The 20,600-nt window shown below is 64.9% G+C and carries 18 protein-coding genes; 8 read left to right on the forward strand and 10 right to left on the reverse strand.

What is annotated here, in order from left to right; all coding sequences use genetic code 11:
• Positions 1-84 precede the first annotated feature (84 nt).
• From AC1MHZ_RS20840 to AC1MHZ_RS20850, 3 genes are all read right to left on the reverse strand, one after another.
• Positions 85-933, reverse strand: a complete 849-nt coding sequence (locus AC1MHZ_RS20840) for a FecR family protein (protein ID WP_482966864.1) — start codon at positions 931-933, stop codon at positions 85-87.
• Positions 930-1,454 (reverse strand): RNA polymerase sigma factor, encoded by a 525-nt coding sequence (locus AC1MHZ_RS20845; protein WP_084858093.1) that lies wholly within the window; start codon positions 1,452-1,454, stop codon positions 930-932. The genes AC1MHZ_RS20840 and AC1MHZ_RS20845 overlap by 4 nt, the downstream gene beginning before the upstream one ends.
• A gap of 140 nt (positions 1,455-1,594) precedes the next feature.
• Positions 1,595-2,032, reverse strand: a complete 438-nt coding sequence (locus tag AC1MHZ_RS20850; RefSeq protein WP_482966865.1) for a hypothetical protein — start codon at positions 2,030-2,032, stop codon at positions 1,595-1,597.
• A 96-nt stretch (positions 2,033-2,128) separates the two neighbouring features.
• On the opposite strand from AC1MHZ_RS20850, the gene pgaA reads away from it, so the two are divergent.
• Genes pgaA through pgaD form a run of 4 tightly spaced genes read left to right on the forward strand, consistent with a single transcriptional unit; the run spans position 2,129 to position 8,371 of the window.
• Positions 2,129-4,585 carry a poly-beta-1,6 N-acetyl-D-glucosamine export porin PgaA gene (pgaA, locus tag AC1MHZ_RS20855; protein ID WP_482966866.1) on the forward strand — a complete coding sequence of 819 codons (2,457 nt, stop codon included), beginning with the start codon at positions 2,129-2,131 and terminating at the stop codon, positions 4,583-4,585.
• 11 nt (positions 4,586-4,596) lie between these two features.
• Complete coding sequence (gene pgaB / locus AC1MHZ_RS20860; protein ID WP_324814367.1) at positions 4,597-6,594, forward strand: poly-beta-1,6-N-acetyl-D-glucosamine N-deacetylase PgaB; 1,998 nt, start codon at positions 4,597-4,599, stop codon at positions 6,592-6,594.
• The gene (gene pgaC / locus AC1MHZ_RS20865) at positions 6,591-7,922 is read left to right on the forward strand and encodes a poly-beta-1,6-N-acetyl-D-glucosamine synthase (RefSeq protein ID WP_482966867.1); all 1,332 of its coding nucleotides are present in this window, start codon (positions 6,591-6,593) and stop codon (positions 7,920-7,922) included. The genes pgaB and pgaC overlap by 4 nt, the downstream gene beginning before the upstream one ends.
• Positions 7,919-8,371, forward strand: a complete 453-nt coding sequence (pgaD, locus tag AC1MHZ_RS20870) for a poly-beta-1,6-N-acetyl-D-glucosamine biosynthesis protein PgaD (RefSeq protein WP_084858057.1) — start codon at positions 7,919-7,921, stop codon at positions 8,369-8,371. Before pgaC ends, pgaD begins: the two co-directional genes overlap by 4 nt.
• Positions 8,372-8,436: 65 nt before the next feature.
• Here pgaD and AC1MHZ_RS20875 read toward each other — a convergent pair whose 3' ends face one another.
• The 4 genes from AC1MHZ_RS20875 to AC1MHZ_RS20890 form a co-directional block, all read right to left on the reverse strand.
• Positions 8,437-10,737, reverse strand: coding sequence for a CHASE2 domain-containing protein (locus tag AC1MHZ_RS20875; RefSeq protein WP_482966868.1), 2,301 nt, complete (start codon positions 10,735-10,737; stop codon positions 8,437-8,439).
• An 18-nt stretch (positions 10,738-10,755) separates the two neighbouring features.
• Positions 10,756-11,772 (reverse strand): FecR family protein, encoded by a 1,017-nt coding sequence (locus AC1MHZ_RS20880; protein ID WP_482966869.1) that lies wholly within the window; start codon positions 11,770-11,772, stop codon positions 10,756-10,758.
• Between the two features lie 162 nt (positions 11,773-11,934).
• Complete coding sequence (gene aqpZ / locus AC1MHZ_RS20885; RefSeq protein ID WP_482966870.1) at positions 11,935-12,624, reverse strand: aquaporin Z; 690 nt, start codon at positions 12,622-12,624, stop codon at positions 11,935-11,937.
• A gap of 338 nt (positions 12,625-12,962) precedes the next feature.
• Positions 12,963-13,226: a hypothetical protein gene (locus AC1MHZ_RS20890; protein ID WP_324814382.1), complete on the reverse strand. Its 264-nt coding sequence runs from the start codon at positions 13,224-13,226 to the stop codon at positions 12,963-12,965.
• A gap of 178 nt (positions 13,227-13,404) precedes the next feature.
• Here AC1MHZ_RS20890 and AC1MHZ_RS20895 point away from each other — a divergent pair, with 178 nt between their 5' ends.
• A complete protein-coding gene (locus AC1MHZ_RS20895) occupies positions 13,405-14,121 on the forward strand; it encodes a response regulator transcription factor (RefSeq protein ID WP_084858052.1) in 717 nt (238 codons plus the stop codon).
• Positions 14,122-14,124: 3 nt separating this feature from the next.
• On the opposite strand, the gene AC1MHZ_RS20900 is transcribed toward AC1MHZ_RS20895, so the two are convergent.
• From AC1MHZ_RS20900 to AC1MHZ_RS20910, 3 genes are all read right to left on the reverse strand, one after another.
• Positions 14,125-14,355, reverse strand: a complete 231-nt coding sequence (locus tag AC1MHZ_RS20900) for a hypothetical protein (RefSeq protein ID WP_084858051.1) — start codon at positions 14,353-14,355, stop codon at positions 14,125-14,127.
• Positions 14,356-14,678: 323 nt separating this feature from the next.
• Positions 14,679-15,038 carry a hypothetical protein gene (locus tag AC1MHZ_RS20905; RefSeq protein WP_368828887.1) on the reverse strand — a complete coding sequence of 120 codons (360 nt, stop codon included), beginning with the start codon at positions 15,036-15,038 and terminating at the stop codon, positions 14,679-14,681.
• Positions 15,039-15,128: 90 nt separating this feature from the next.
• Positions 15,129-16,043: a LysR family transcriptional regulator gene (locus tag AC1MHZ_RS20910; protein WP_368828888.1), complete on the reverse strand. Its 915-nt coding sequence runs from the start codon at positions 16,041-16,043 to the stop codon at positions 15,129-15,131.
• A gap of 206 nt (positions 16,044-16,249) precedes the next feature.
• Here AC1MHZ_RS20910 and AC1MHZ_RS20915 point away from each other — a divergent pair, with 206 nt between their 5' ends.
• The 3 genes from AC1MHZ_RS20915 (at position 16,250) to AC1MHZ_RS20925 (ending at position 20,569) form a co-directional block, all read left to right on the forward strand.
• Positions 16,250-17,266, forward strand: coding sequence for a zinc-dependent alcohol dehydrogenase family protein (locus AC1MHZ_RS20915; protein ID WP_368828889.1), 1,017 nt, complete (start codon positions 16,250-16,252; stop codon positions 17,264-17,266).
• A gap of 562 nt (positions 17,267-17,828) precedes the next feature.
• On the forward strand, positions 17,829-19,208 hold the full coding sequence (locus AC1MHZ_RS20920; protein WP_084858036.1) for a hypothetical protein: 1,380 nt from the start codon (positions 17,829-17,831) through the stop codon (positions 19,206-19,208).
• Positions 19,208-20,569 carry an aminotransferase class I/II-fold pyridoxal phosphate-dependent enzyme gene (locus AC1MHZ_RS20925; protein WP_482966871.1) on the forward strand — a complete coding sequence of 454 codons (1,362 nt, stop codon included), beginning with the start codon at positions 19,208-19,210 and terminating at the stop codon, positions 20,567-20,569. Before AC1MHZ_RS20920 ends, AC1MHZ_RS20925 begins: the two co-directional genes overlap by 1 nt.
• The last annotated feature ends 31 nt before the right edge of the window (positions 20,570-20,600 follow it).

Here is a 20,600-nt window from a genome sequence, read left to right on the forward strand (position 1 = left end):
AATGCACGTCTGGAATTCCTTTGTAGGTTGGCTTTTTCCAAATAGCCGCCCCGGGAATCCCGAAACCCTACCTGCTTCTGAGAATTATTTTCTTGTCGTTTTGCGTTGGACCTGGACGGTGCCATCTGTTTGGCGCAGGACGGCAACGGGGAGGATGCTCGGCAGCAGGTCGAGCAGTCGATCGACCTTGTGTGCGTCGAAGACGCCCGTCACCTTGAGCGCGGCCAGGCTTGGGTCACCCATCTCGATGGGCGCCTTGCGATAGTGGCGCAACACCGCGATTGCCTCGTCCAGGGGCGTCTGCTCGAACACAATGCGGTCATCCTTCCAGGCCATGGCGGTGGCGGCATCGACCTTGGCGACCGGCGTCAATTGCCCAGCGATCGAATCGACCTGTTGCCCCGGCATCAAGATAGCCGGAGCTTGCGCTGCGTTTGCCGGCACGACTTCGACGCGTCCACGGGCCAAGGTCACGCGCACATTGTCGTTATCCAGGCGCCGGACATTGAACAAGGTGCCGAGCACTTCGACCCGCGTGGCACCGGCTGATACCACGAAAGGGCGGTACACGGCTGCAGCTACGTCGAACAGCGCCTGGCCAGCCTGCAGGTCCACCTGGCGACTGAGCATGCGCCAACGCACCTCGACATCGCTGGCGCTGTCGAGCAGCAGCGTGCTGCCATCGTCCAGGACCACGGTGCGTCGCTCGCCGATGGCGGTAGCGAAGCGCTCGGTCTTGTACGCTGGGTCCAGCCAGGCCAGGGCCCCGCCGGCGATCACGATCGACAGGGCGATGCCGGCAACCTTGGCCGACCTTCGCCGCCTGGGTTCGCAAGCCGGCAGTGGAAACAGGGTTTTCAACGTTTCCCGATGACGGCCAAGGGCCTCGTCTATAGGCGCTTGCCCGGTCTTGTGCGAAGGGGGGCGGGTCATGGTCGAACCTCGCCACGGCCAAGCCGCGCCCTGCAGGCCGCCATCCCCAGGCGCAGGTGCTTTTCGACGGTCTTGATGGAGATCCCAAGACGGGTGGCGACTTCCGCCTGGGGGATTTCGTGGATCTTGTGCATGACGAATACGGCCTGGCAACGCGGGGGAAGGGCGGCGATGGCGTCGACGAGCTGTTGAAACTCGTGCTCAGCCTCATGGCGGCCCACGGGTGTCGCGGCCGTGCAGGCGACCTCGGGAAGTTCCGCAACAGCCTCCACCCACACGGCCCGGCGACGTTCGCTTCGATAGCGATTGATCGCTGTATCGTGGGAAATTTTTCGCAGCAGGGCAAGGGGCGTGCGTACGTCCTCCTTGTCATTGCGCTCGAGCAATTGCACGCACACATCATGCACGACGTCGCGCGCCGTGGTTCGGTCGCCGAAGCGACGGCGAACGTGGTCCACGAGCTCGTCGTAGTGGCGTATCAGGGTGGACAACAGCGTTGGTTTGGCGGGATCGAGCGACACGAATGCACCCAGGAAAGGAGCTTGGCTTCGGGGGAGGAGGCTGAGTGTAAATGAGAAATAATCGCGAATAAACACCCGCTATCTGCGGATGCATGTCAGGCCGAGACCGCCGGCAGGAGGTGCTAGGGACACAAGAAGTGTCAATACAATGACTTTTTCATTGGTTGTATATTATTTGTTCGTTTTTGTGGCGGAAAATTGACCTTGCAGGTATAGTCACCCGGCTTCTGCCGACAGGATCGTTTATTTGACTGACAGGGATTTATCAGTATGCCGAACTCCACTCCTCGCATTGCGGTGTCCACTGGACTGATATCAAGCCATGGTGGCACGACATCGAGCCGCCTTGCCGCCGTCGCTGCTATCGCAACTCCCTCCTTGTATGCCTCGCGCAGCGCAAGACGCTGCTGCCACCAACGTTCGCCTGGTGTCTTGACCGGTGCGGGCGCTGCGTTGCGCCCGTCGACGGGCCGATGCCGGCCAGCATGGGCAAGCTGAAGACCAAGCCCTGAAACAAAGGCAGCGTTCACGCCGACACGCCCGCGCGTGATCGACGGCGGCGCTTGCCTGCGATTCACGCCTTGATATCCGACCCGGCCGGCCTTGCCGCAGGGGTCTTCATCTTTACGTTGACCCGAACATTTCTTATGCGAAGCCTTGATGATGTTCCAACTGTGCCGGCTTTCTGGCAGGCACGTTCCCGGGCCCTTTCAGGTGGTGCGTGCGCTACCTGGGTCGCCGGGTTGCTGTTGTGCACCCCCTGGGCCCAGGCACAGGACGGCTATGACGCCCTGGTGATCAAAGCACGGGCCGGCGATCATGCGCCGGCCCTGGATTACCTGGCGCGCCAGCCGGGGACGCCGCGCTATCTCAATGACCATGTCGCCATCGCCAGCTGGGCCGGGCGCGATCAGGAAGTGGTGCAGGTCTACGAGGCCAACCGGGGCAAGGGCATGTTGAGCGTCGACTCGCAGGCCCTTGTGGCCCGCGCCTACCGTAACCTGAAACGCTGGAACGAGGCCTTGGCGGTGTACCGCCAAGGATTGGCCCAGGCGCCACGACACAGTGCCTTGCGGGTGGGGCAGGTGATGACCCTGGCCGATGCCGGGCAGCATGATCAGGCCCTGCGCCGCGCGCAGGCGCTGGTGCGCGCGCTGCCTGGGGAGGCCGACGCGCACATTGCCCTGGCTTACGCCCATACCCGTGCGGGCCAGCCCTATGCGGCGCTGTCCGAGCTGGACAAGGCGAACAGCCTGGCCCCGGACAAGGGGTATGTACGCAGTGAGTACATGCGTGGCCTGGAGGGGGCCAACCTGCCCGAGGCGGCGCTGCGCGAGGCCATGGCGCAGCCTGGGCTGGTCGACGACGCCCAAAGCCGACGCCTGCAAGCCGATGCCTTGGCGCGCCAGGTGCGCTTTGCCCAGCTCCCGGTACGTCGCGAGGCCGATCGGTTCGTGATCGCCGATCGCGCCATCGCGCGCTCGGACGCATTGCTGGAAGCATGGAAGGCGCTGCCGGGCGCCGAGCAGGAGCGCAACCGCGTGCGCATCGACCGCCTGGGCGCGTTGTACGCACGCATGCGGATGCAACAGGTGGTGCAGGAACACCAGCAACTGCGCCAGGCGCAGGTCGAGCTGCCGGCCTACGCCGAACGCTGGGTCGCCGGCGCCTACCTGTACCTGCGTCAGCCCGCCGCTGCGGCTGAGCTGTACCGCAAGGTACTGACCGGCGAGTCGCCGAAGGACCTGGAATGGACGGAAGACAACCAAGGGTTGTTCTATGCCCTGGTGGAAAGCGAGCAGCTCGAGCCTATCCAGCCGATGACCGAACAGTTGGTCGCGCAGCAGCCGGTGCTGACCTACCCGCAGGGCGCCGCCGTCGGCGTGCCCAACCCGGACCGCCTGGACGCGAAGGTGATGCAGGCCAATGCCTACCTGTACCGTGACCAGCTGGAGCAGGCACAGCAGGCGTTCGAGGCGCTGGCCCATGCGGCGCCGGCGAATGGCAGGCTCAATACCGGGCTGGCCAGTGTCTACTTGGCGCGTGGTTGGCCGCGCCGGGCCGAGGATGTGCTCAAGAGCGCCGAATCCCTCGGCCCGCGAGAAGCCGCGCTGGAGGTGCAGCAGGGGCTTACCGCCTTGGCGCTTCAGGAGTGGCGACAGGCCGACCTGCTGGCCGATGACGTCATCCAGCGTTTCCCCGAACAACTGCCAGCGCAGCGCCTGGACAAGCTGCGCAAGGTGCACCACATGTTCGAGCTGCAGGTGAGCGCCTATGCCGGGCGCAGCAACGGTGGCGGCGACGCGGTCGGCAACCGCGACTTCGGCATCGACAGCGTACTCTACAGTCCGCCGATGGACGACAACTGGCGCGTCTTCGCTGGTGTCGGCTACGCCACCGGTGACTTTCTCGAGGGCACCGGCCATTACCGCTACCAGCGCGCGGGGCTGGAGTGGCGTGACCGTGGCAACACGGTCGAAGGCGAGCTCTCGCACAACGCCTATGGCGATGGCGACAAGCCTGGCGCGCGCCTTTCCGGCAGCCACGAGATCGACGATCACTGGCAGTACGGCTGGAGTGCCGAATACCTGTCGCGCGAAACCCCTTTGCGCGCGCTCAACAGTGGCATCCGCTCCAACGCCGGCAGTGCCTGGCTGGCCTGGCGTCAGGATGAGACCCGCGAGGCGAGGCTCGCCTTCACCCCACAGCGCTTCAGCGACGGCAACCAGCGCATAGCCCTGGTACTGACCGGCCGGCAGCAGGTCTACAACCAGCCCTATCTGAAAGCCGATATCGGCCTGGAAGTGGGCGCCAGCCACAACAGCAAGTCGGACGACGTTCCGTACTACAACCCCAAGCGCGACCTCAGCGTGCTGCCGACCCTGGATATCGACCACATCCTCTATCGGCATTACCAGACCGTCTGGAGCCAGCAGGCGCAGGTCGGCGTCGGCACCTACAGCCAGCAGGGTCACGGCACCGAGCCGATCGCCCTGGTCGGCTATGGGCAGCGCCTGAAGTTCGACGACCGCTTCGATGGCGGCGTGAACCTCACGGCCATGAGCCGCCCCTACGACGGCGATCGCGAAATGGACTACCGCCTGATGCTCGACATCAACTACCGCTTCTGAGGATCTTGGACATGAATGTCTTGTTTCGCATTCTCTGCCTGGCCGTGCTGTTGACCGGCTGCGCAGCCGAAGCGCCGCCCTTCGTTGCACCCAAGGAGCGCCCGGTGGCCATCAGCGAGTCGCCTTGGCCGTCCGGTCGACTGTTGACCCTGGCCTACCACGATGTGGATGACATCGACGGCAACCAGGCCTACATCACCACCCGTACCGCTCACCTGGTCGACCAGTTGGCATGGCTGCGCGAGCAAGGTTTCCAGGCCGTCTCCGTCGATCAGATCATCGCCGCCCGTGAAGGCCGCGCGCCGCTACCGGACAAGCCGCTGTTGCTCAGCTTCGATGACGGCTACAGCAGTTTCCATAGCCGCGTGCTGCCGATACTCAAGGCCTATGGATGGCCGGCAGTCATGGCGCCGGTGGGTGTCTGGCTCAAGACTGCGCCGAACCAGGCGGTGGACTTTGGCGGCTTGCCCACCCCGCGCGAGCGTTTCCTGACGGTGGAGCAGGTGCGTGAGCTGGCGCAGTCGAACCTGGTGGAGATCGGCGCACACACCTACGCGTCGCACCTTGGCCTGTTGGCCAACCCCCAGGGCAATACGCTTCCGGCGGTGGCCAACCGCCTGTACCTGGCCAAGGAGCAGCGCTACGAGACCGACGCCGAGCTACACCAGCGCCTGGACACGGACGTCGCTGCCATCAGCGCCACGCTCAAGGCCATCACTGGCAAGGCCCCGCGCGTGTGGGTCTGGCCCTACGGTGCCGCCGGCGGCACTACCCTGCAGATCGTGGGCGAGCATGGCTATGGCCTGGCGCTGACGCTCGACGACGGCCTTGGTAGCGTGGACGACCTGATGAGCGTGCCGCGCTACCTGGTCAACGGCGACCCGGAGATGCGCACCTTCGCCGCCGACATCAACAGCGTGCAGGAGCAAGGCCCGCTGCGCGTTGCCCATGTCGACCTGGACTATGTCTACGACCCTGATCCGGCGCGCACCGACGCCAATGTCGGCACACTGGTGCAGCGGATCGCCGACCTGGGCGTCAATACCGTGTTCCTGCAGGCCTTCGCCGACCCGAAGGGCGACGGTAATATCCACGCCCTGTACTTCCCCAACCGGCACCTGCCGATGCGGGCGGACCTGTTCAACCGTGTCGCCTGGCAACTGCGCACCCGGGCAGGTGCCAGCGTCTATGCATGGATGCCGGTCCTGGCCTTCGAACTGGACGACGCCTTGCCGCGGGTGCAAGCCTGGGACCCGCAGACCGGCAGCGTGGCGGTCGCCCCGGATCAATACCGGCGTTTGTCGCCGTTCGATCCGCGGGTGCGCCAGCAGATCGGCGAGATCTACGAAGACCTGGCCAAGCACGCCAGCTTCCAGGGCCTCCTGTTCCATGACGATGCAGTGTTGTCGGACTTCGAGGACGCCAGCCCCGGCGCCCTGGCGGCCTACCGCCAGGCCGGCCTGCCGGGCGACCTGCACGCATTGCGCGGCGACGAACAGACCCTGCAGCGCTGGACACGCTACAAGAGCCGCTACCTGATCGACCTGACCCGCGAGCTGACGGCCAAGGTCCGAGCGATCCGTGGGCCACAGGTGCTGACGGCGCGCAACATCTTCGCCCAGCCGATTCTCGACCCGCAGGCCGAAACCTGGTTCGCGCAGAACCTCGACGACTTCCTTGCCACCTACGACTGGACGGCGCCGATGGCCATGCCGCTGATGGAAGGGGAGACGCTGGAAGCATCGAACGCCTGGCTTGACCGGTTGGTGCAGCAGGTGGCCAAGCGCCCGGGTGCGCTGGAGCGCAGTGTATTCGAACTGCAAGCGCGTGACTGGCGCCCGGGCCATGAGGCACCGATCGAGGCACGGCAACTGGCCGAGTGGGCGAAGCGCCTGCGCTGGAACGGCGTGCGCCACTACGGCTACTACCCGGACGACTTCTTCAACGACCAGCCCGGCCTTGAAACCACACGTGCTGCCTTCTCCTCTTCCTGGTATCCGAAACTATGACCGATCGAATCGTAGCCCTGCTGATCCTGGTGGTGATACTGGGCGCCCCCGTTGGAATGGCGCTGGTCGTCACCGGTGAACTGTTACTTAACTTCGTATTTTTCTACCCGCTGTTCATGTCGGCGTTGTGGATGGCCGGCGGCACCTATTTCTGGCTGCACTGGGAGCGCCATTGGCCGTGGCGCCAGGGCGTGCCTGCGCTCAGTGGCAACCCGCTGGTGAGCATTCTCATCCCTTGCTACAACGAAGGCCCGAACGCGCGGGAGACCATCGGCGCGGCCTTGGCGCAGCGCTATGAACATATAGAGGTGATCGTCATCAACGATGGCTCCAGGGACGACACCCGCGAGGTGCTCGACGCCCTGGCCGCGCAGCATCCGCGCCTGCGGGTGCTGCACCTGGCGCAGAATCAGGGCAAGGCGGTGGCGCTGCGTATGGGCGCCTTGGCGGCGCACAGCGAATACCTGGTGTGCATCGACGGCGATGCGCTGCTCGACCCTGACGCCGTCTCCTACCTGGTGGCGCCGCTGATCGACAACCCGCGTGTCGGGGCGGTCACCGGCAACCCCCGCATCCGCACGCGCTCGACGTTGGTCGGGCGCGTCCAGGTCGGCGAGTTTTCCTCGATCATCGGGCTGATCAAGCGCACCCAGCGCGTCTACGGCCGGGTCTTCACCGTTTCCGGCGTGGTCGCGGCGTTCCGCCGCAGCGCGCTCGATCGGGTCGGCTTCTGGAGCCCGGACATGATCACCGAGGACATCGACATCAGCTGGAAGCTGCAGCTCGATCATTGGTCGATCTTCTACGAGCCGCGTGCGCTGTGCTGGATCCTCATGCCCGAGACGCTGCGTGGGCTGTGGAAGCAGCGTTTGCGCTGGGCCCAGGGCGGTGCCGAGGTGCTGCTCAAGAACATCCGGACGATCTGGCGCTGGCGCCTGCGCTACATGTGGCCGCTGCTGATCGAGTTCTGCCTGTCGGCGACCTGGGCCTTCACCTTCGCCCTGACGCTCCTGCTGTGGGGCGTCGGCTACCTGGTCGAGCTGCCGCCAGAATTGCGCGTGGCCGGCATCGTACCGCCAGCCTTCACCGGCATGCTGCTGGCGGTGGTCTGCCTGCTGCAGTTCGCCTTGAGCCTGCTGATCGAGCGACGTTACGAAAAACGCCTGGGTAGGAACCTGTTCTGGGTCATCTGGTACCCCTTCGCCTTCTGGCTGGTGACCCTCATGACCACCTTGGTCAGCTTCCCCAAGGTCATGCTCAAGGTGCGCCAGCAGCGCGCACGCTGGACCAGCCCGGACCGTGGAATCAAAAGGAACCCTACTGCATGACGCTGATCAAGACTTCGCAGCATTGGCTGCACCGGGCGATCGACCTGCTGCTCACCCTGGCGGCCTGGGCGGCATTCACCTACCTGCTGGTGCGTGGCCTGAAGGCCATGGTTGAAGCATCGCGCAGTGGCGCGCAGCAGGACCTGACGGAACAAATGGTACATACCTTCGGCACCCTGATGGTCTATACGCTGTGCGCCGTATTGATCGGGTTGGCGCTGTTCGCCTGGGCCAAATACAACGAAATACGCGCTCGGCGCTTCGACCGGCGCACGCGCGTGTCGAACGTTGGCGAGCGGACCCTGATGAAGAGCTTCCGTGTCACCTCTGAAACCTACCAGCGCCTGAGGACGCAGCAGGTGGTGATCCTGCACAACGATGAGATCGGCGACCTGATCTGGGTAGAGGGCCCGGTTCTGGAGGCGAGCGAGAAGCCGAGCATGGCCTGAGGCCGGCGTGACCGGCGGTTTGCGCTGCAAGGCGCCGGAACGGCCTTGTCCGCAGGTGTCGCGATTCAGTGCTCACCCTGTAGCAGGGGCAGGCGAATGACGAACGTCGTGCCCTGGCCGACCTGGCTCTGGCAGCCGATCTCGCCGCCATGGCGGTCGACCACGGTCTTCACCATCGCCAGGCCCAAGCCGAGGCCGTTGCTGCCCTCGGCTGACGTCAAGCGCTGGTAGGGGGCGAACAGGCACGGCAGCTCCTGCGCCGCGATACCTTTGCCCTGGTCGGTGATCCGGCAGGCCAGCCAGTCACCTTGCAAATGGATAGCCAGGGTGATGCGTGTGCCTGCCGGGCTGTATTTGACGGCGTTTTCCAGCAGGTTGAACAGTGCCCGGGTGAGCAGGCCGGGGTCGGCCCAGACCATCGGCTCCTGTGTATCGTCCCAGTCGCGCTGCAGGTCGATGTGTTTGTGCTGCGCCAGCGGCCAGAGCTGGTCGGTGGCATCCATCGCCAGCATGGTGAACATGCACGGTTCGAAGTGGTAGGCGTCGGACTCGGCCTTGGACAGTTGCACGAAGGCGTCGGTCAAGCCCAAGGCACGCTGGACCTGCTGCGCGATCTGCCGGTAGACCTGCAGCTCGTTCTGGTCCCTGGCGGGATGGACATCGAGCAGGGCGAGGATCGCCGAGTGGGGTGCGCGCAGGTCGTGGGAGAGAAAACGCAGCAGGGCGGCGCGCTGGCGTTCGGCGTCACGTTCGGCGCTCAGGTCGATCAGGCTGACCAACCAACCAATGGCGGTTTCGCTGTGCACCGGCAGCAGGCGTGCCAGGTGGACCTGCAGGTCGCGCTCGCGGTGGTCATGGAATTCGACCGCTTCCAGGGTTTCCAGGGCCGGGCGCGCACCGCCCGCGAGGCTCGGGTGGCCGAGATCGGCCAGGCGTTCGCGCAGTTCATCGCCGCGCAGTGGCTGCCCGAACAGCTCGCGCGCCTTGCGGTTGGCCAGCAGGATCTGGCCTTCTGGGTCGCAGATCAGCGTCGCCACCGGCAGGCCTTCCAGGCCGTCGGCCATGAACCGGCGGGCGTCGCGGGTGCGGCTGATCGCCTGTTCCAAGGCGGCGATGCGGTTTTGCAGCGGGTCGTTGCCCGGCATCGGCGGGGCGGCCCGCTCGGGAAGTACCTTGGGCTCTTGGTCCAGGCGCGCCAGCTCCCAGCCGAAATAGCCGACCACTGCGTTCAGCCGGCGCCAGCTCCAGACCAGGTAGGCCAGCAGCAGGCCGACCCAGGTGGCCAGCGGCGACCACCACCACCCATTGAGCAGCAAGGCCCAAGAGCCCCCCAGGGCGAGCGCCGCGCAGGCCAAGGCCAGGGCCAGCGCATGGCGCGAGCGGAACAGCATCAGGCCCAGGAGCAGGGCGACGCCAGCGGCGCTGAGCAGGGCGCCCAGCCAGGGTGGCAGGTCGATGCTGGTGCGCTGTTGCAGGAGGCCGTTGAGGATGTTCGCCTGGATCTCCACGCCTGGCGTGGTGCCCAGGCTGGCTGAGAGCGGGGTGACGTAGCGGTCGCCGAGCCCCGGCGCGGAGGCACCGATCAGCACCAGGCGGTCGCGCAGCAGTTCGTTGGGCACCTCGCCGCGCAACACACTGACGTATGACACGCTGGGAAAGCCCGCGTCGGCGTCGATGAAGGGAATACGGATGGCGTGGTCGCGTTGCCAGCCGGGCAGGTTGCGCATGGTGTCCAGCCCCGGCATGCCGGCTTCGTGGTTGCCGGCGAAGGCCTGCCAGGCGAGCAGGGGGCGCGGCGCCCCAAGCGGCCCTTCGCGCAGGTAGACGCTGCGCAGGGTGCCATCGCTGTCGGCTTCGACATTGATATGACCGATACCCGCCGCGCACTGCGTCAGTGTCTGGGTGGGCGGTATTTCCCGCGGCGGCTCGCCATGACGCGGGATGCTTTCGCGCAGCAGCGGCAGCAGCACGTTGCCTGCCCGGCACAGCGATTGCGCCAGTTGACGGTCCTCGTCCGGGTTGCTGGAAGGTTCGCTGAAGATCACATCGAACAGCACGCTGCGCGCGCCAGCGGTGGTCAGGCGGTCCAGCAGTTCGGCGTGCACGCTGCGTGGCCAGGGCCAGCGGCCGAGGCTCTGCAGGCTGCGGTCGTCGATGTTGACGATGAGGATGCGGGGGTCGACCGCCAACGGTGTGAGGCTGCGCAGGCGATCATAGAGCAGGTTGTTCAGCGACAGGTGGGTGGCGAGCGAGAGCAGTGCGGTGAGCGGCACCAGCAGCAGGCTGACCAGCAACCATTCGCGTACCAGGCTGTGGAACAGGCGCTGCGCCTGGCTGGGCTCGTCCTGGCGGGCGAACGGTTTCATCGGCGCAGCTCCGATCCTTTATTGCGCATCGCTGCGCCGGGGGTAGTAGAGAATATCGTAGACGCTGGTTTGGCCTTCCAGGCCCTCACTGTCGAAGGCCGAAAGGCGCACATGGTAGAACGCAGCCTCGAGGTCGCTGAAGCTGACCTGCGGCGTGCTCGAGAAGCGCTCCTGCTGGATATGCAGGAAGTCCGGGTCGCTGGCCACCTGGGCGCGGTAGCGCTTGGCGCCCTGGACCGGTGCCAGGTACAGCGTCCACTGGCGCGACTGGCCGTGTTCGCCGCCTTGGCCGCGCAACTGCGGGGCGGGCAGCAGGTCGACCGGGGTCAGCTTGCCTTGTGCCTTGATCTTCAAGCCACGGCGGGCGTCGAGCAGCACGTCGTCGGGCTCTGCGCGGGCCTGTGGCAGCTTGCGGGGCGGGCGCTTGCCGGCGACCGGCAGGTCGTCGTTGGTCAAGTCGCGGTTGACCGCGACGCGCCCGTCGAGGACTTCGGCCAAGGCCTGTCGGTCTTCGATGCGTGCGCGGAAATGGGTACCGCGCACGCCCAGCACGCCGACCGGCGTCAGCACTTGGAAGCGGTCGTGGTCGCTGATTCTTTTCAGGACATAGGATTCGACCTGACCCGCGCGCAGGGCGACTTGCGCGATTCCTTTCTGTTCATCGACGTGCAGGGTGACGTGCGAGCTCGATGGCAGGACGATGCGGCTGCCATCGCCGAGCAGCAGGCTGACGAAGGCGGTAGGGGAGGTTTTCACGCCCTCCTGCTCGTCGATGGCCATGCCTTCTTCGAGCGGGGTCTGGTTACCTTTGGCGTCGACCTTCCAGGCATCGCCTGCAAGGTACAGCACGCTCGCGGGCAGCGGCTGGGGCAGGCACGCCTGGCCCAGTTCGATGTACGGCGGCCGTTCGGTCTTGGCCGGGGTGGCCGGTGCAGGGCCGGCGAGCAGCGCCAGCAGGCCGCCGAACGCCAGGGCGAGGCAGGCAGGGCGCAGCGGCAGGGAAACAAGGTTCGAAGCAAAGAGGAGGGCAGTCATGGGCTTCACTGGGCAGCGGGTCAGGTATCGCTGGCGATCCGGTCAGGTTGCAATCTGCCTGATCGAGCGCCGGTTTCGCAATCCTTGCAGCACCATCGGGCGCACGAAGCGCCCTCAGCCTTCTCTGGCAATTGCGCCTGGCGCAGTGCCAGGCGCATCGGCTCAATCGTCCTTGTCGCCGACCAGGCGATAGGCCAGGGCACCGAGCACGGCCCCCAGGATCGGCGCGACCCAGAACAGCCACAGCTGGGCGATGGCCCAGTCACCGACGTACAGCGCCACCGCGGTGCTGCGTGCCGGGTTCACCGAGGTGTTGGTGACCGGGATGCTGATCAGGTGGATCAGAGTCAGGGTCAGGCCGATGGCGATCGGTGCAAAGCCCTGGGGCGCACGCTTGGAGGTGGCGCCAAGGATGACCAGCAGGAACAGTGCAGTCAGTACTACCTCGCTGATCAGCGCCGCCTGCAGCGCATAACCACCTGGGGAGTGCTCGCCGTAGCCGTTGGAGGCGAAGCCGGCAGCCAGGTCGAAGCCGGCCTTGCCGCTGGCGATCAGGTACAGCACGCCCCCGGCGGCGAGGCCGCCGAGCACCTGGGCGACGATGTAGGGCAGCAGTTGGCTGGCGGGGAAGCGTCCGCCGACCCACAGGCCGATGGACACGGCTGGGTTCAGGTGCGCGCCGGAGATCGAGCCGATGGCATAGGCCATGGTCAGTACGCTGAGGCCGAAGGCCAGGGCGACGCCGAGGTAGCCGATACCCAGTTCCGGTACACCGGCGGCGAGCACGGCACTGCCACAACCGCCCAGTACCAGCCAGAAAGTGCCGAAGAACTCGGCTCCGTATGCTTTCATGATGAGGTCCTTGTCAGATCCAGAGGTGAAACGCGCAACGCGTCATCAGTGGTTGGAATGGCTCGGGAGGGGAAGAGGAGATGACACGTCCTTGTGTCGGAGCCGGCCCAGGGAGGAAGCGGCTCGGTTGCCTGGGGCGATCATCCTTTATCGGCCCTGACCCGGGTTCGAGTTGCCTCGTCCCGTTGGTGAAGTAGGTTTACACATCCGTGTGTCGGGGCCGTCCATTTGCCCCTCGTCCTGCTCAACGGTTGGCAATCTACCAAGCGGGCTTCAGCTGCTGGGGGATTTGCCATATTTCTTCAGATTCTTTCGCTGATATTTCAGATTCGGCCGATTCAAAATACCCAGCGCGGGTCATCCTGCACGCTGACAGCGCCGCTGACTTCCCATAGGTCGCCACGCACATGGGGGCGCGTGTCGAGACCCAGCGGGGCGGCGAAGGCGGGGCTGGCAGTGCCTTGGCCGACCACCGACGCCAAGGCGGGCGCCTGCGTATGGCTGCTCGAGCCGATGCCCAGGAGCAAGGCCATGCAGGAAACCGCGGCGAGGGCTCGCAGGTTGATGTCACGCATACGTTGACGAATTGGCCGAGAACCCATGGCTGTTGCTCCTTGAACGGTCAGGCCGGTGCTGTATCTGGCCCGATGGCGATTTGAGATCAGGCTATCAAGGGCTGGTTGCGACCCGCCTGATCCGCCACAATTCTTCAGATTCGTGATCCACCGTTCATGGAGCGAAAACAGGGCGCTGGCCCATTGGAACAGGACAAGTTTTTTCATGCGTATCGCGATACTGGACGATGAGCCGGCCGAACTGGATCGGGTCGAGCACACCCTGCAGCAGATACCCGCGCACGGCGAACAAGCCTGGGTCGTGCATCGCTTCATGCGTGGCGAGGACCTGCTCAGGCAACTGAAGCGGGAAACCTTCGACCTCTTGGTGCTCGACTGGCAGTTGCCAGATGTGAGCGGCCTGCAAGTACTGCGCTGGAGCCGCGAGCACCTCGACGCACCGCCGCCGGTGATCATGCTGACCAGCCGTGACACCGAGCAGGACATCGTGCAGGCGCTGAACTGCGGGGCCGACGACTACGTCAGCAAGCCGTTCCGGCCGAACGAACTGAAAGCACGGGTGGGGGCCGTGCTGCGCCGCCATGCGCCGACACGTCCGGCGCAAAATGAAGTACAGACCTTCAACGATCTGCGTTTCGATGATGCCGAGCTGACCGTGACCCGCGCCGGCGCACCGATCAACCTGACCGAACGGGAGTACCGCCTGGCCCGCTGCCTGTTCGCCAACCTGGGCCGCCCATTGTCGCGTGAGTACCTCTACGAGCGTTTCTGGCCCCACGAAGAAGTGCTCTCCTCACGGCCACTGGATACGCATATCTATCGCCTGCGCAACAAGCTCGGGTTGAGTGCCGAGCGCGGTTGGCAATTGCTGACCATCTACGGATACGGCTATCGGCTGGAGCGCGTGGCGGCGGGCGAGTGAGCGTCAGGCACGAAGCGTCAGGAAGATCGTCGAGGGCTCCTGCCCATCGTCTGGTGGCCGGCCACCGGCATTGGCTTTCTGCGCCCGCTGTAGCGTGATGGCGTTGGCGATTTCCGTGCGAGATTCGATGCCCCGTGCCACGGCGCCTACCGAACGATCTCCGCAGCCCAGCAGCGAGCAGCCGTTGTTGATGAACACGAAGAACGCAATCACCCAGAATGACCCGGCGCTCACGATGCCAGCCCCTGGGTATTGGCGGCCAACGCGACGAGGACGAGCAGGGTGTAGCCTAGGATCGCCAGGTAGGCGCCTTGCTTGAGTGAGTGGAGAAGGGTCGTGCCCATGGTGGTGGCTCCGGGTTTCGCTTGTGGAGCCAAGGGTGATGCAAAGGCAGGTTGAGAAAAAACAATCTGGAGCGATTCAAACTATCGACTTGCTTGATTATTGAGCGGGATTATCGGGGCGATAGATATCGGTGCGCAGGGATGGTCATCGAAGGGCTGGCCAAAGAAGCGTTGCTGACCTCGATGAAGAACAAATGGCTGGCCGATTGATCCTCAGGGCCCACTTGGCTTCTTCTCGAATGCAGCCTCCAGAGCCTGTTCGATCTCGGCGAGCATGCATGCGGTGCCGGCCCCCACGACCGCCGTACGCCTGGCGCAGTCGACCACAACCTCCAGCGCAGCAGGACGATGGTCGCCTGGAAACTTGCGAAGCACGAGATGCACGACCGCATCGCTGTGCCAAGTGACGTGGTCCATGGACCAACGAGGGTCGGCGAACGCGAAGATGACAACCTGAGTATGCGCTTCGAGGAGCGTTGGCACATACACCCATTGGGTATTGCGCGCTTCCCAGGCTTCGACCCTGACCGCGAACATGCCGCCCGGAGCGGTGATCGTTTCTATTTCTTCCATGCCGACTCTTTCCATTCAATAGGCACCTTCAACCCGTTGCATCGAGCGGCTTCAATCGATCAGGTCGTAGATCCGCTGGGCCGATGAGTCTCAGAGGCTGTCGGGATCGCCAAAGAACATCTGTATCCGCGACCGCAACCACCGCTCCGCCGGGTCATTGTCCTGGGCGCCGCGCCAGGCCATGTGCAGCTCGAAGCTGCGTACCTCCAGGGGCAATTCCTCGGCGCGCAAGCCGCCGGCCGCGGTCAGGGCGTCGGCGGTGTAGTCGGGGACGGTGGCGACGATGTCGGTGCCGGCCAGCAGGCTGCCCAGGCCGTTGAACTGCGGCACGGCAAGGACCACGTGGCGCTTGCGGCCGATTTCGTCCAGGGCTTCGTCGATGAAGCCGGAAAGGTCGCCTGCGAACGACACCAACGCATGGGGGCGGGCGCAGAAGTCATCCAGGCTGATGGCGCCGGGCATGCTGTCGGCGCGCAGCAGTTTGGGCTTGCTGCGGCGCAGCACCTTGCGCTTGGCGTTGGCCGGCAACTCATTGGTGTAGCTGACGCCGACCGAAATCTCGCCCGAGGCCAGCAGCGTGGGCATCAGCAGGTAATTGACCCGGCGCACCACCAGCACGATGCCCGGCGCCTCGGCGCGAATGCGCTTGAGCAACTGTGGCAGCAGGGCGAATTCGGCATCGTCGGACAAGCCGATGCGAAACACCGAGGTACTGGTGGCAGGGTCGAACTCGGCGGCGCGGCTGACGGCGGTGGAGATCGAGTCCAGCGCCGGGGAGAGCAGGGCGAAGATCTCGTGGGCCCTGGCCGAGGGTTCCATGCTGCGCCCGGTGCGCACGAACAGCGGGTCGTCGAACAGGTTGCGCAGGCGCGACAAGGCAGCGCTGATGGCCGGCTGGCCAAGGAACAGCTTCTCGGCTGCACGGGTCACACTGCGCTCGTGCATGAGCGTCTCGAACACGATCAGCAGGTTCAGGTCTACGCGACGCAGGTCGTTACGGTTCATCGATACGCTTCGCCTTGAAGGGGGCAGGGGTGAATCTTAAGGCCAAAGGCTGTTACCCTGCACCGATTTCCGGGTGCCAATGCAGGGAAATGCCAGGGGCCCAATCGATGACAGGCATGTCGACTATTAACAGCCACTGATGGTCTAACGGCAAAAGCCCGGATAAAGTCCGTGGTAATACGAGATTCACACAGGCGAGGTATGCGATGTCCCGCATGATCCGTTTCCACAAGTTCGGCGCGGCCGATGTGCTCCGTTGCGAGGAGCAGGCCGAGCCGTCCCCAGCGGCGGGCGAGGTGCAGATCCGCGTCGAGGCGATCGGCGTCAGTTGGTACGACGTGCTGTGGCGGCAGAACCTGGCGCCGTCCCAAGCGCGCCTGCCGGCGGGTATCGGCCATGAGATGGCCGGTGTGGTGATGGCGGTCGGCGAAGGTGTCGAAGACATTGCGGTCGGTGACCGTGTGGCCAGTTTCCCGGCTACCAGCCCCAACGACCACCCCGTCTACGGCGATGTCATCGTCCTGCCGCGCACGGCCATCACCCGCTATCCTGACGTGCTCACGCCCATCGAGGCCAGCGTCCATTACACCCCGCTGCTGATCGCCTATTTCGCCTATGTCGACCTGGCCCGGGCCAAGGCCGGGCAGACGGCCTTGGTTACCGATGCCAGCCACTGCGCGGGCCCTGCGTTCGTGCAATTGGGCAAGGCGCTGGGCCTCAGGGTATTCGCCGCCACCAAGGACCCGGAGCAGCGCGAGTACCTGCTGGGCCTGGGCGCCGAAAAGGTGATCGTCACCGAGGAGCAGGACCTGCTCATGCAGGTCGGCAAATACACCGATGGCCGGGGTGTGGATATGGTCCTCGACGGTATGGGCGGGCCGCAGATGTCGCTGCTGGGCGACGTCCTGGCGCCGCGCGGCAGCCTGGTGCTGTATGGCCTGCAAGGCGGCAACCAGACGCCGTTCCCGGCGTGTGCTGCGTTCCAGAAGAACATCCAGTTCTACGTGCATTGCATCAGCAACTTCACCGGCAAGCCGGAGCTGGGAATCTGCCAGGACCAGGTGGCGCTGCAGCGCGCGCTGCGCGATATAAACCAGTTCACGGCCGACCAACTGCTGACGCCACAGATCGTCAAGGTGTATCCGTTCGATCAGGTGGTCGAGGCCCATCGCTACATGGACGATTGCCCTTGTGGTGGGCGGATCGTACTGACGATGGTGTGATCCGTCCGTAGCGCCGTGTCTATCCAAGGCCATTGGCGTCACCTCCCGACTGCCTATGAAGCCGCTCCGCAGTGCGACGACACTGCGGGAGCGGCTTTTTAGCTGATACATGATGTACTTCTCGTGAATATCAGAATATTCCTACGCAACTAAAGCTAATATCTGACAACTTTTTTTAAGTTGAAATTTATGGCGTGAAGTTTTGCCAGGCAGCGAGGGGGTATTTCGATGAGGTTCGCGCTGGTCGTTATTAAAGTCCGACGTCGCTGAATGGTTTTTTTACCAGGATCTGTATCTTTTATTCGTACCGCAACTTTCGATAATGAAGCCGTGTCAGTGATTGCAAGGAGCAGAGCATGTGCTTGGGACGGCTTGTGTACAGGGGCGGGAAGGTTCGGGGCTGGTCGGTGTGGCCAACAGGGCCCAATGGAATGGTGTTTTTCGATAGGTCTTGCGTTATTTCCCAAGTGTCTGTGGGAAAAGTCTGCAAAGTAAAAAGTGTACGCGCTTGCAGTCAATACTTGTCGTGGATGCGACGCACTGAAGGACAAGGAGTTATTCAATGAGCAGCCTACATGACCAAGCCATGCACTCAATCTACCAACAGGTGTTGGAGCGCGTTAACGCGCATATGCCACGGGCGCAGCAAGCCTCGTTGCAACTGTTGGTCCACCGGCTGGAAATGGCCGCCGGCGGGCGGGAATACCTCGACCGGTTCCGGTTGTTGATGGTGCTGGGTGGCGACCGGCGTAGTGCCCAACTGCTGGCCTGCGTGCGTGCGGCCCAGTTGAACCTGGCCTTGCGCTACGGCAGCACGTTCCGCCTGCGCGTAGTGGTGGCGTGCCTGCCGGGCATGGACGCCAAGACGCTGCAGCGGCACGATCAGCGCTTCAGTGCACTGGTCATGCAGGACGATCCGCGGGTGGAACTGCTCATGGTCGAGGACGACCAGTTGGTGCCGTTCAGTTACCGTCAACCGGAGATCGCGGCGCAGTGGTCGGGAGCGCGTGAAGCCATGCTGCTGTTCGGCCACCTTGCCGAGGCGGCGCCTGCCGCGCTGTTGGGCGCCCGCCTGCACCTGCAGCTGGCCGATGCCCTGCGCCTGGCGCTCGCCTGCACCGATGGCGTCGACACCCTGGTGACGGCGTGGTCGGGCCGCCAGCGTCGCCGATTCCTGGCGTGGGGGCGTCGGATCCTGCGTCTTGCGAAGCAGCCGGGCCTGGACACCGTCGATCGCTGCGCGGCCGCGCTGCTGGAGGGGCTGGGGCGGTTGCAGATGGTGCTCGGGACGCCCACCGGGCGCTTCGTCAGCGCCCCGGCTGCGCTGGCGCGTGAACATAGCGTCAACGTCCTGACCGTCGACGACCTGCTGCCCCGCTCGGCCGGCATGGGTGGCCTGGATGGCATGCTGGGCCTTGCGGACGGTCCGGGCACTGCCAAGGAGAACACGCTCGAACCTTACCTTGTGCGGAACTTGTGCACGCTCAAGGCCCGGCTGCGCGCGGATGAAGGCCAGGATGCACGCTTGTCGCTCAAGGGCACGCGACTGGCCTGGTGGCTGCGGGCGCAGCAGCAGGTACGGGCGCCGTTTCTGCAGGCCCATGGGTTGAACGAGGCTCAACTGGCTTGCCTGCTGTTTGCGCCTTTTGCCGATCATGGCCGGGACCTTGCGTATTTCTTGCAGCGTTGTCATCCCTGCATGCAGGTTGCCTTGCCGTATCTGCACAAAGCACTGCAGGGCAAGGCATGCCCCGAGGCAGTCAAGCGCTGGCTAGTGGATACCAGCGGCCTCAGCCTGACGCAGCTCCAGGCGATCTACGCCGGGCGGCTTGGCGCTCCTGTCCGGCGGGTATTGGCCAACCTGGCGCGGCGCGACATCGACCTGCGACTGGTGCCACGCGCTTCACCCCCCGCTGCGACGGTGCGCCAGGCGGCGCTCTGATGGGGCGCTGCGGGCGAGGCGAGTTCGCCTACCAGGCAGTGTGTCGCTACATTGAAGCGCTCATCAACCAGGCCGACCCCACCGAGGAGGGTCGCTTGCCCTCGTTGCGAGACCTGGCGGCACGTCTGAAGGTATCGCTGGCCACCGTGCAGAATGCCTACAGCCTGCTGGAGCATCAGGGGCGGGTACGGTCGGTTCCCAAGTCTGGCTATTTCGTGGCGTTCGACGCCAGGGAGCGCGAACAATCGGCCTGGCCACGGTCGCGGCCGGCGTTCGCGTTTCCGATGGCAACCCCCATGGCGCTCGAGCGAGCCTTGTTCGCCCAGGAACGGCGGCTATCCCGTCAATCAGGGCCCTCGAGCTGGCGTTCAGGCAAGGGCGCATTGCTGCGCCACGTGCTCGCTGCCCGTTACACGCGTTCCTCCGGGCACAGCTGGAATGCCGAGCATGTTCATCTGGCAACGGATGTGCAGGCGTTGCTGGTGACGTTGCTGCGGGCCTTGCGCTTGCAGGGGGCGACCGCCGTGGTGACCACGCCGTGCTGCCGGCGCCTGCTCGAGGCGCTGCGCTGGGCCGGGATGCGGGTCCTTGAAGTGCCGGCGGGCGATGACGGCGCGTTGGACCTGGACCGTCTGGCGCAGTTGCTCGCCTGTGAGCTCGTGCGCCTGGTGGTGCTGCCGTCCTGCCTTGCCGTGCCCTTGGGGCGCAGGGTCTCGCTTTCCGAGCAGCAGGCTGTCGCCCAGCTGCTCGCCGACCACCCGGCCTGGTTGCTCGAAAACGACCTGGACAGCGAGCATTGTTTTGGCGAGCCGCCAGCCATGCATCTTCGCGATGGGGTCGACATCGGCCGGCTGTTGGTGCTGGGGTCGTTGGAAGCCACGGTAGGTGCTGAAGGGCCTTACGCCTACCTACTCTGCCGTCAGAGGGATGTGGAGGAGGCCATCGACCGTCGTGGCTTCCTGATTCCGCCATTGCGCCAGCAAGCTATCGCCCAAATCTATGCCAAAGGGGAGGTGGAGGCGTGGTTGCCGCGCATGCGTAGCGAGCTGCAGGCATCCATGGACCATTTGTTTCTACAGGTCGAGTCATGCCTGGGGGGCAGGTTGGTGGTTGCCAGGCCCGACGGTGGCCGGGTGCTATGGGGCCGCTTGAGGCAACCGGTGAATCATGGCCATGCGCAGGTGGCCGTGGCCGGCACGGGATTGACGATCACACCCGGGGAACGGTTCAGCCTGCAGGGAAACCATATGGGGTATGTAGCCCTGACGTGGCAGGGCGCTCCCTGGGAGGGATTGGAGCAGGCGCTGCACCGGCTGGACCGGGCCTTGGCGCGACCGCCGGCTGATGACGTAGCTGGGTGACCGCCGATCCGGGGCACTTGTCAGCGGGGTG

The organism is Pseudomonas sp. FA-1 (genome assembly GCF_056856075.1).

Bases quoted from the DNA above. Each gene is read 5' to 3' on its own strand.
- AC1MHZ_RS20910 (WP_368828888.1), bottom strand. From the start codon at position 16,043: ATGAACCGTAACGACCTGCGTCGCGTAGACCTGAACCTGCTGATCGTG.
- AC1MHZ_RS20920 (WP_084858036.1), top strand. From the start codon at position 17,829: ATGAGCAGCCTACATGACCAAGCCATGCACTCAATCTACCAACAGGTG.
- AC1MHZ_RS20905 (WP_368828887.1), bottom strand. From the start codon at position 15,038: ATGGAAGAAATAGAAACGATCACCGCTCCGGGCGGCATGTTCGCGGTC.
- pgaD (WP_084858057.1), top strand. From the start codon at position 7,919: ATGACGCTGATCAAGACTTCGCAGCATTGGCTGCACCGGGCGATCGAC.
- AC1MHZ_RS20875 (WP_482966868.1), bottom strand. From the start codon at position 10,737: ATGAAACCGTTCGCCCGCCAGGACGAGCCCAGCCAGGCGCAGCGCCTG.
- AC1MHZ_RS20880 (WP_482966869.1), bottom strand. From the start codon at position 11,772: ATGACTGCCCTCCTCTTTGCTTCGAACCTTGTTTCCCTGCCGCTGCGC.
- AC1MHZ_RS20890 (WP_324814382.1), bottom strand. From the start codon at position 13,226: ATGGGTTCTCGGCCAATTCGTCAACGTATGCGTGACATCAACCTGCGA.
- pgaB (WP_324814367.1), top strand. From the start codon at position 4,597: ATGAATGTCTTGTTTCGCATTCTCTGCCTGGCCGTGCTGTTGACCGGC.
- AC1MHZ_RS20840 (WP_482966864.1), bottom strand. From the start codon at position 933: ATGACCCGCCCCCCTTCGCACAAGACCGGGCAAGCGCCTATAGACGAG.
- aqpZ (WP_482966870.1), bottom strand. From the start codon at position 12,624: ATGAAAGCATACGGAGCCGAGTTCTTCGGCACTTTCTGGCTGGTACTG.
- pgaC (WP_482966867.1), top strand. From the start codon at position 6,591: ATGACCGATCGAATCGTAGCCCTGCTGATCCTGGTGGTGATACTGGGC.
- AC1MHZ_RS20915 (WP_368828889.1), top strand. From the start codon at position 16,250: ATGTCCCGCATGATCCGTTTCCACAAGTTCGGCGCGGCCGATGTGCTC.
- AC1MHZ_RS20895 (WP_084858052.1), top strand. From the start codon at position 13,405: ATGCGTATCGCGATACTGGACGATGAGCCGGCCGAACTGGATCGGGTC.
- AC1MHZ_RS20925 (WP_482966871.1), top strand. From the start codon at position 19,208: ATGGGGCGCTGCGGGCGAGGCGAGTTCGCCTACCAGGCAGTGTGTCGC.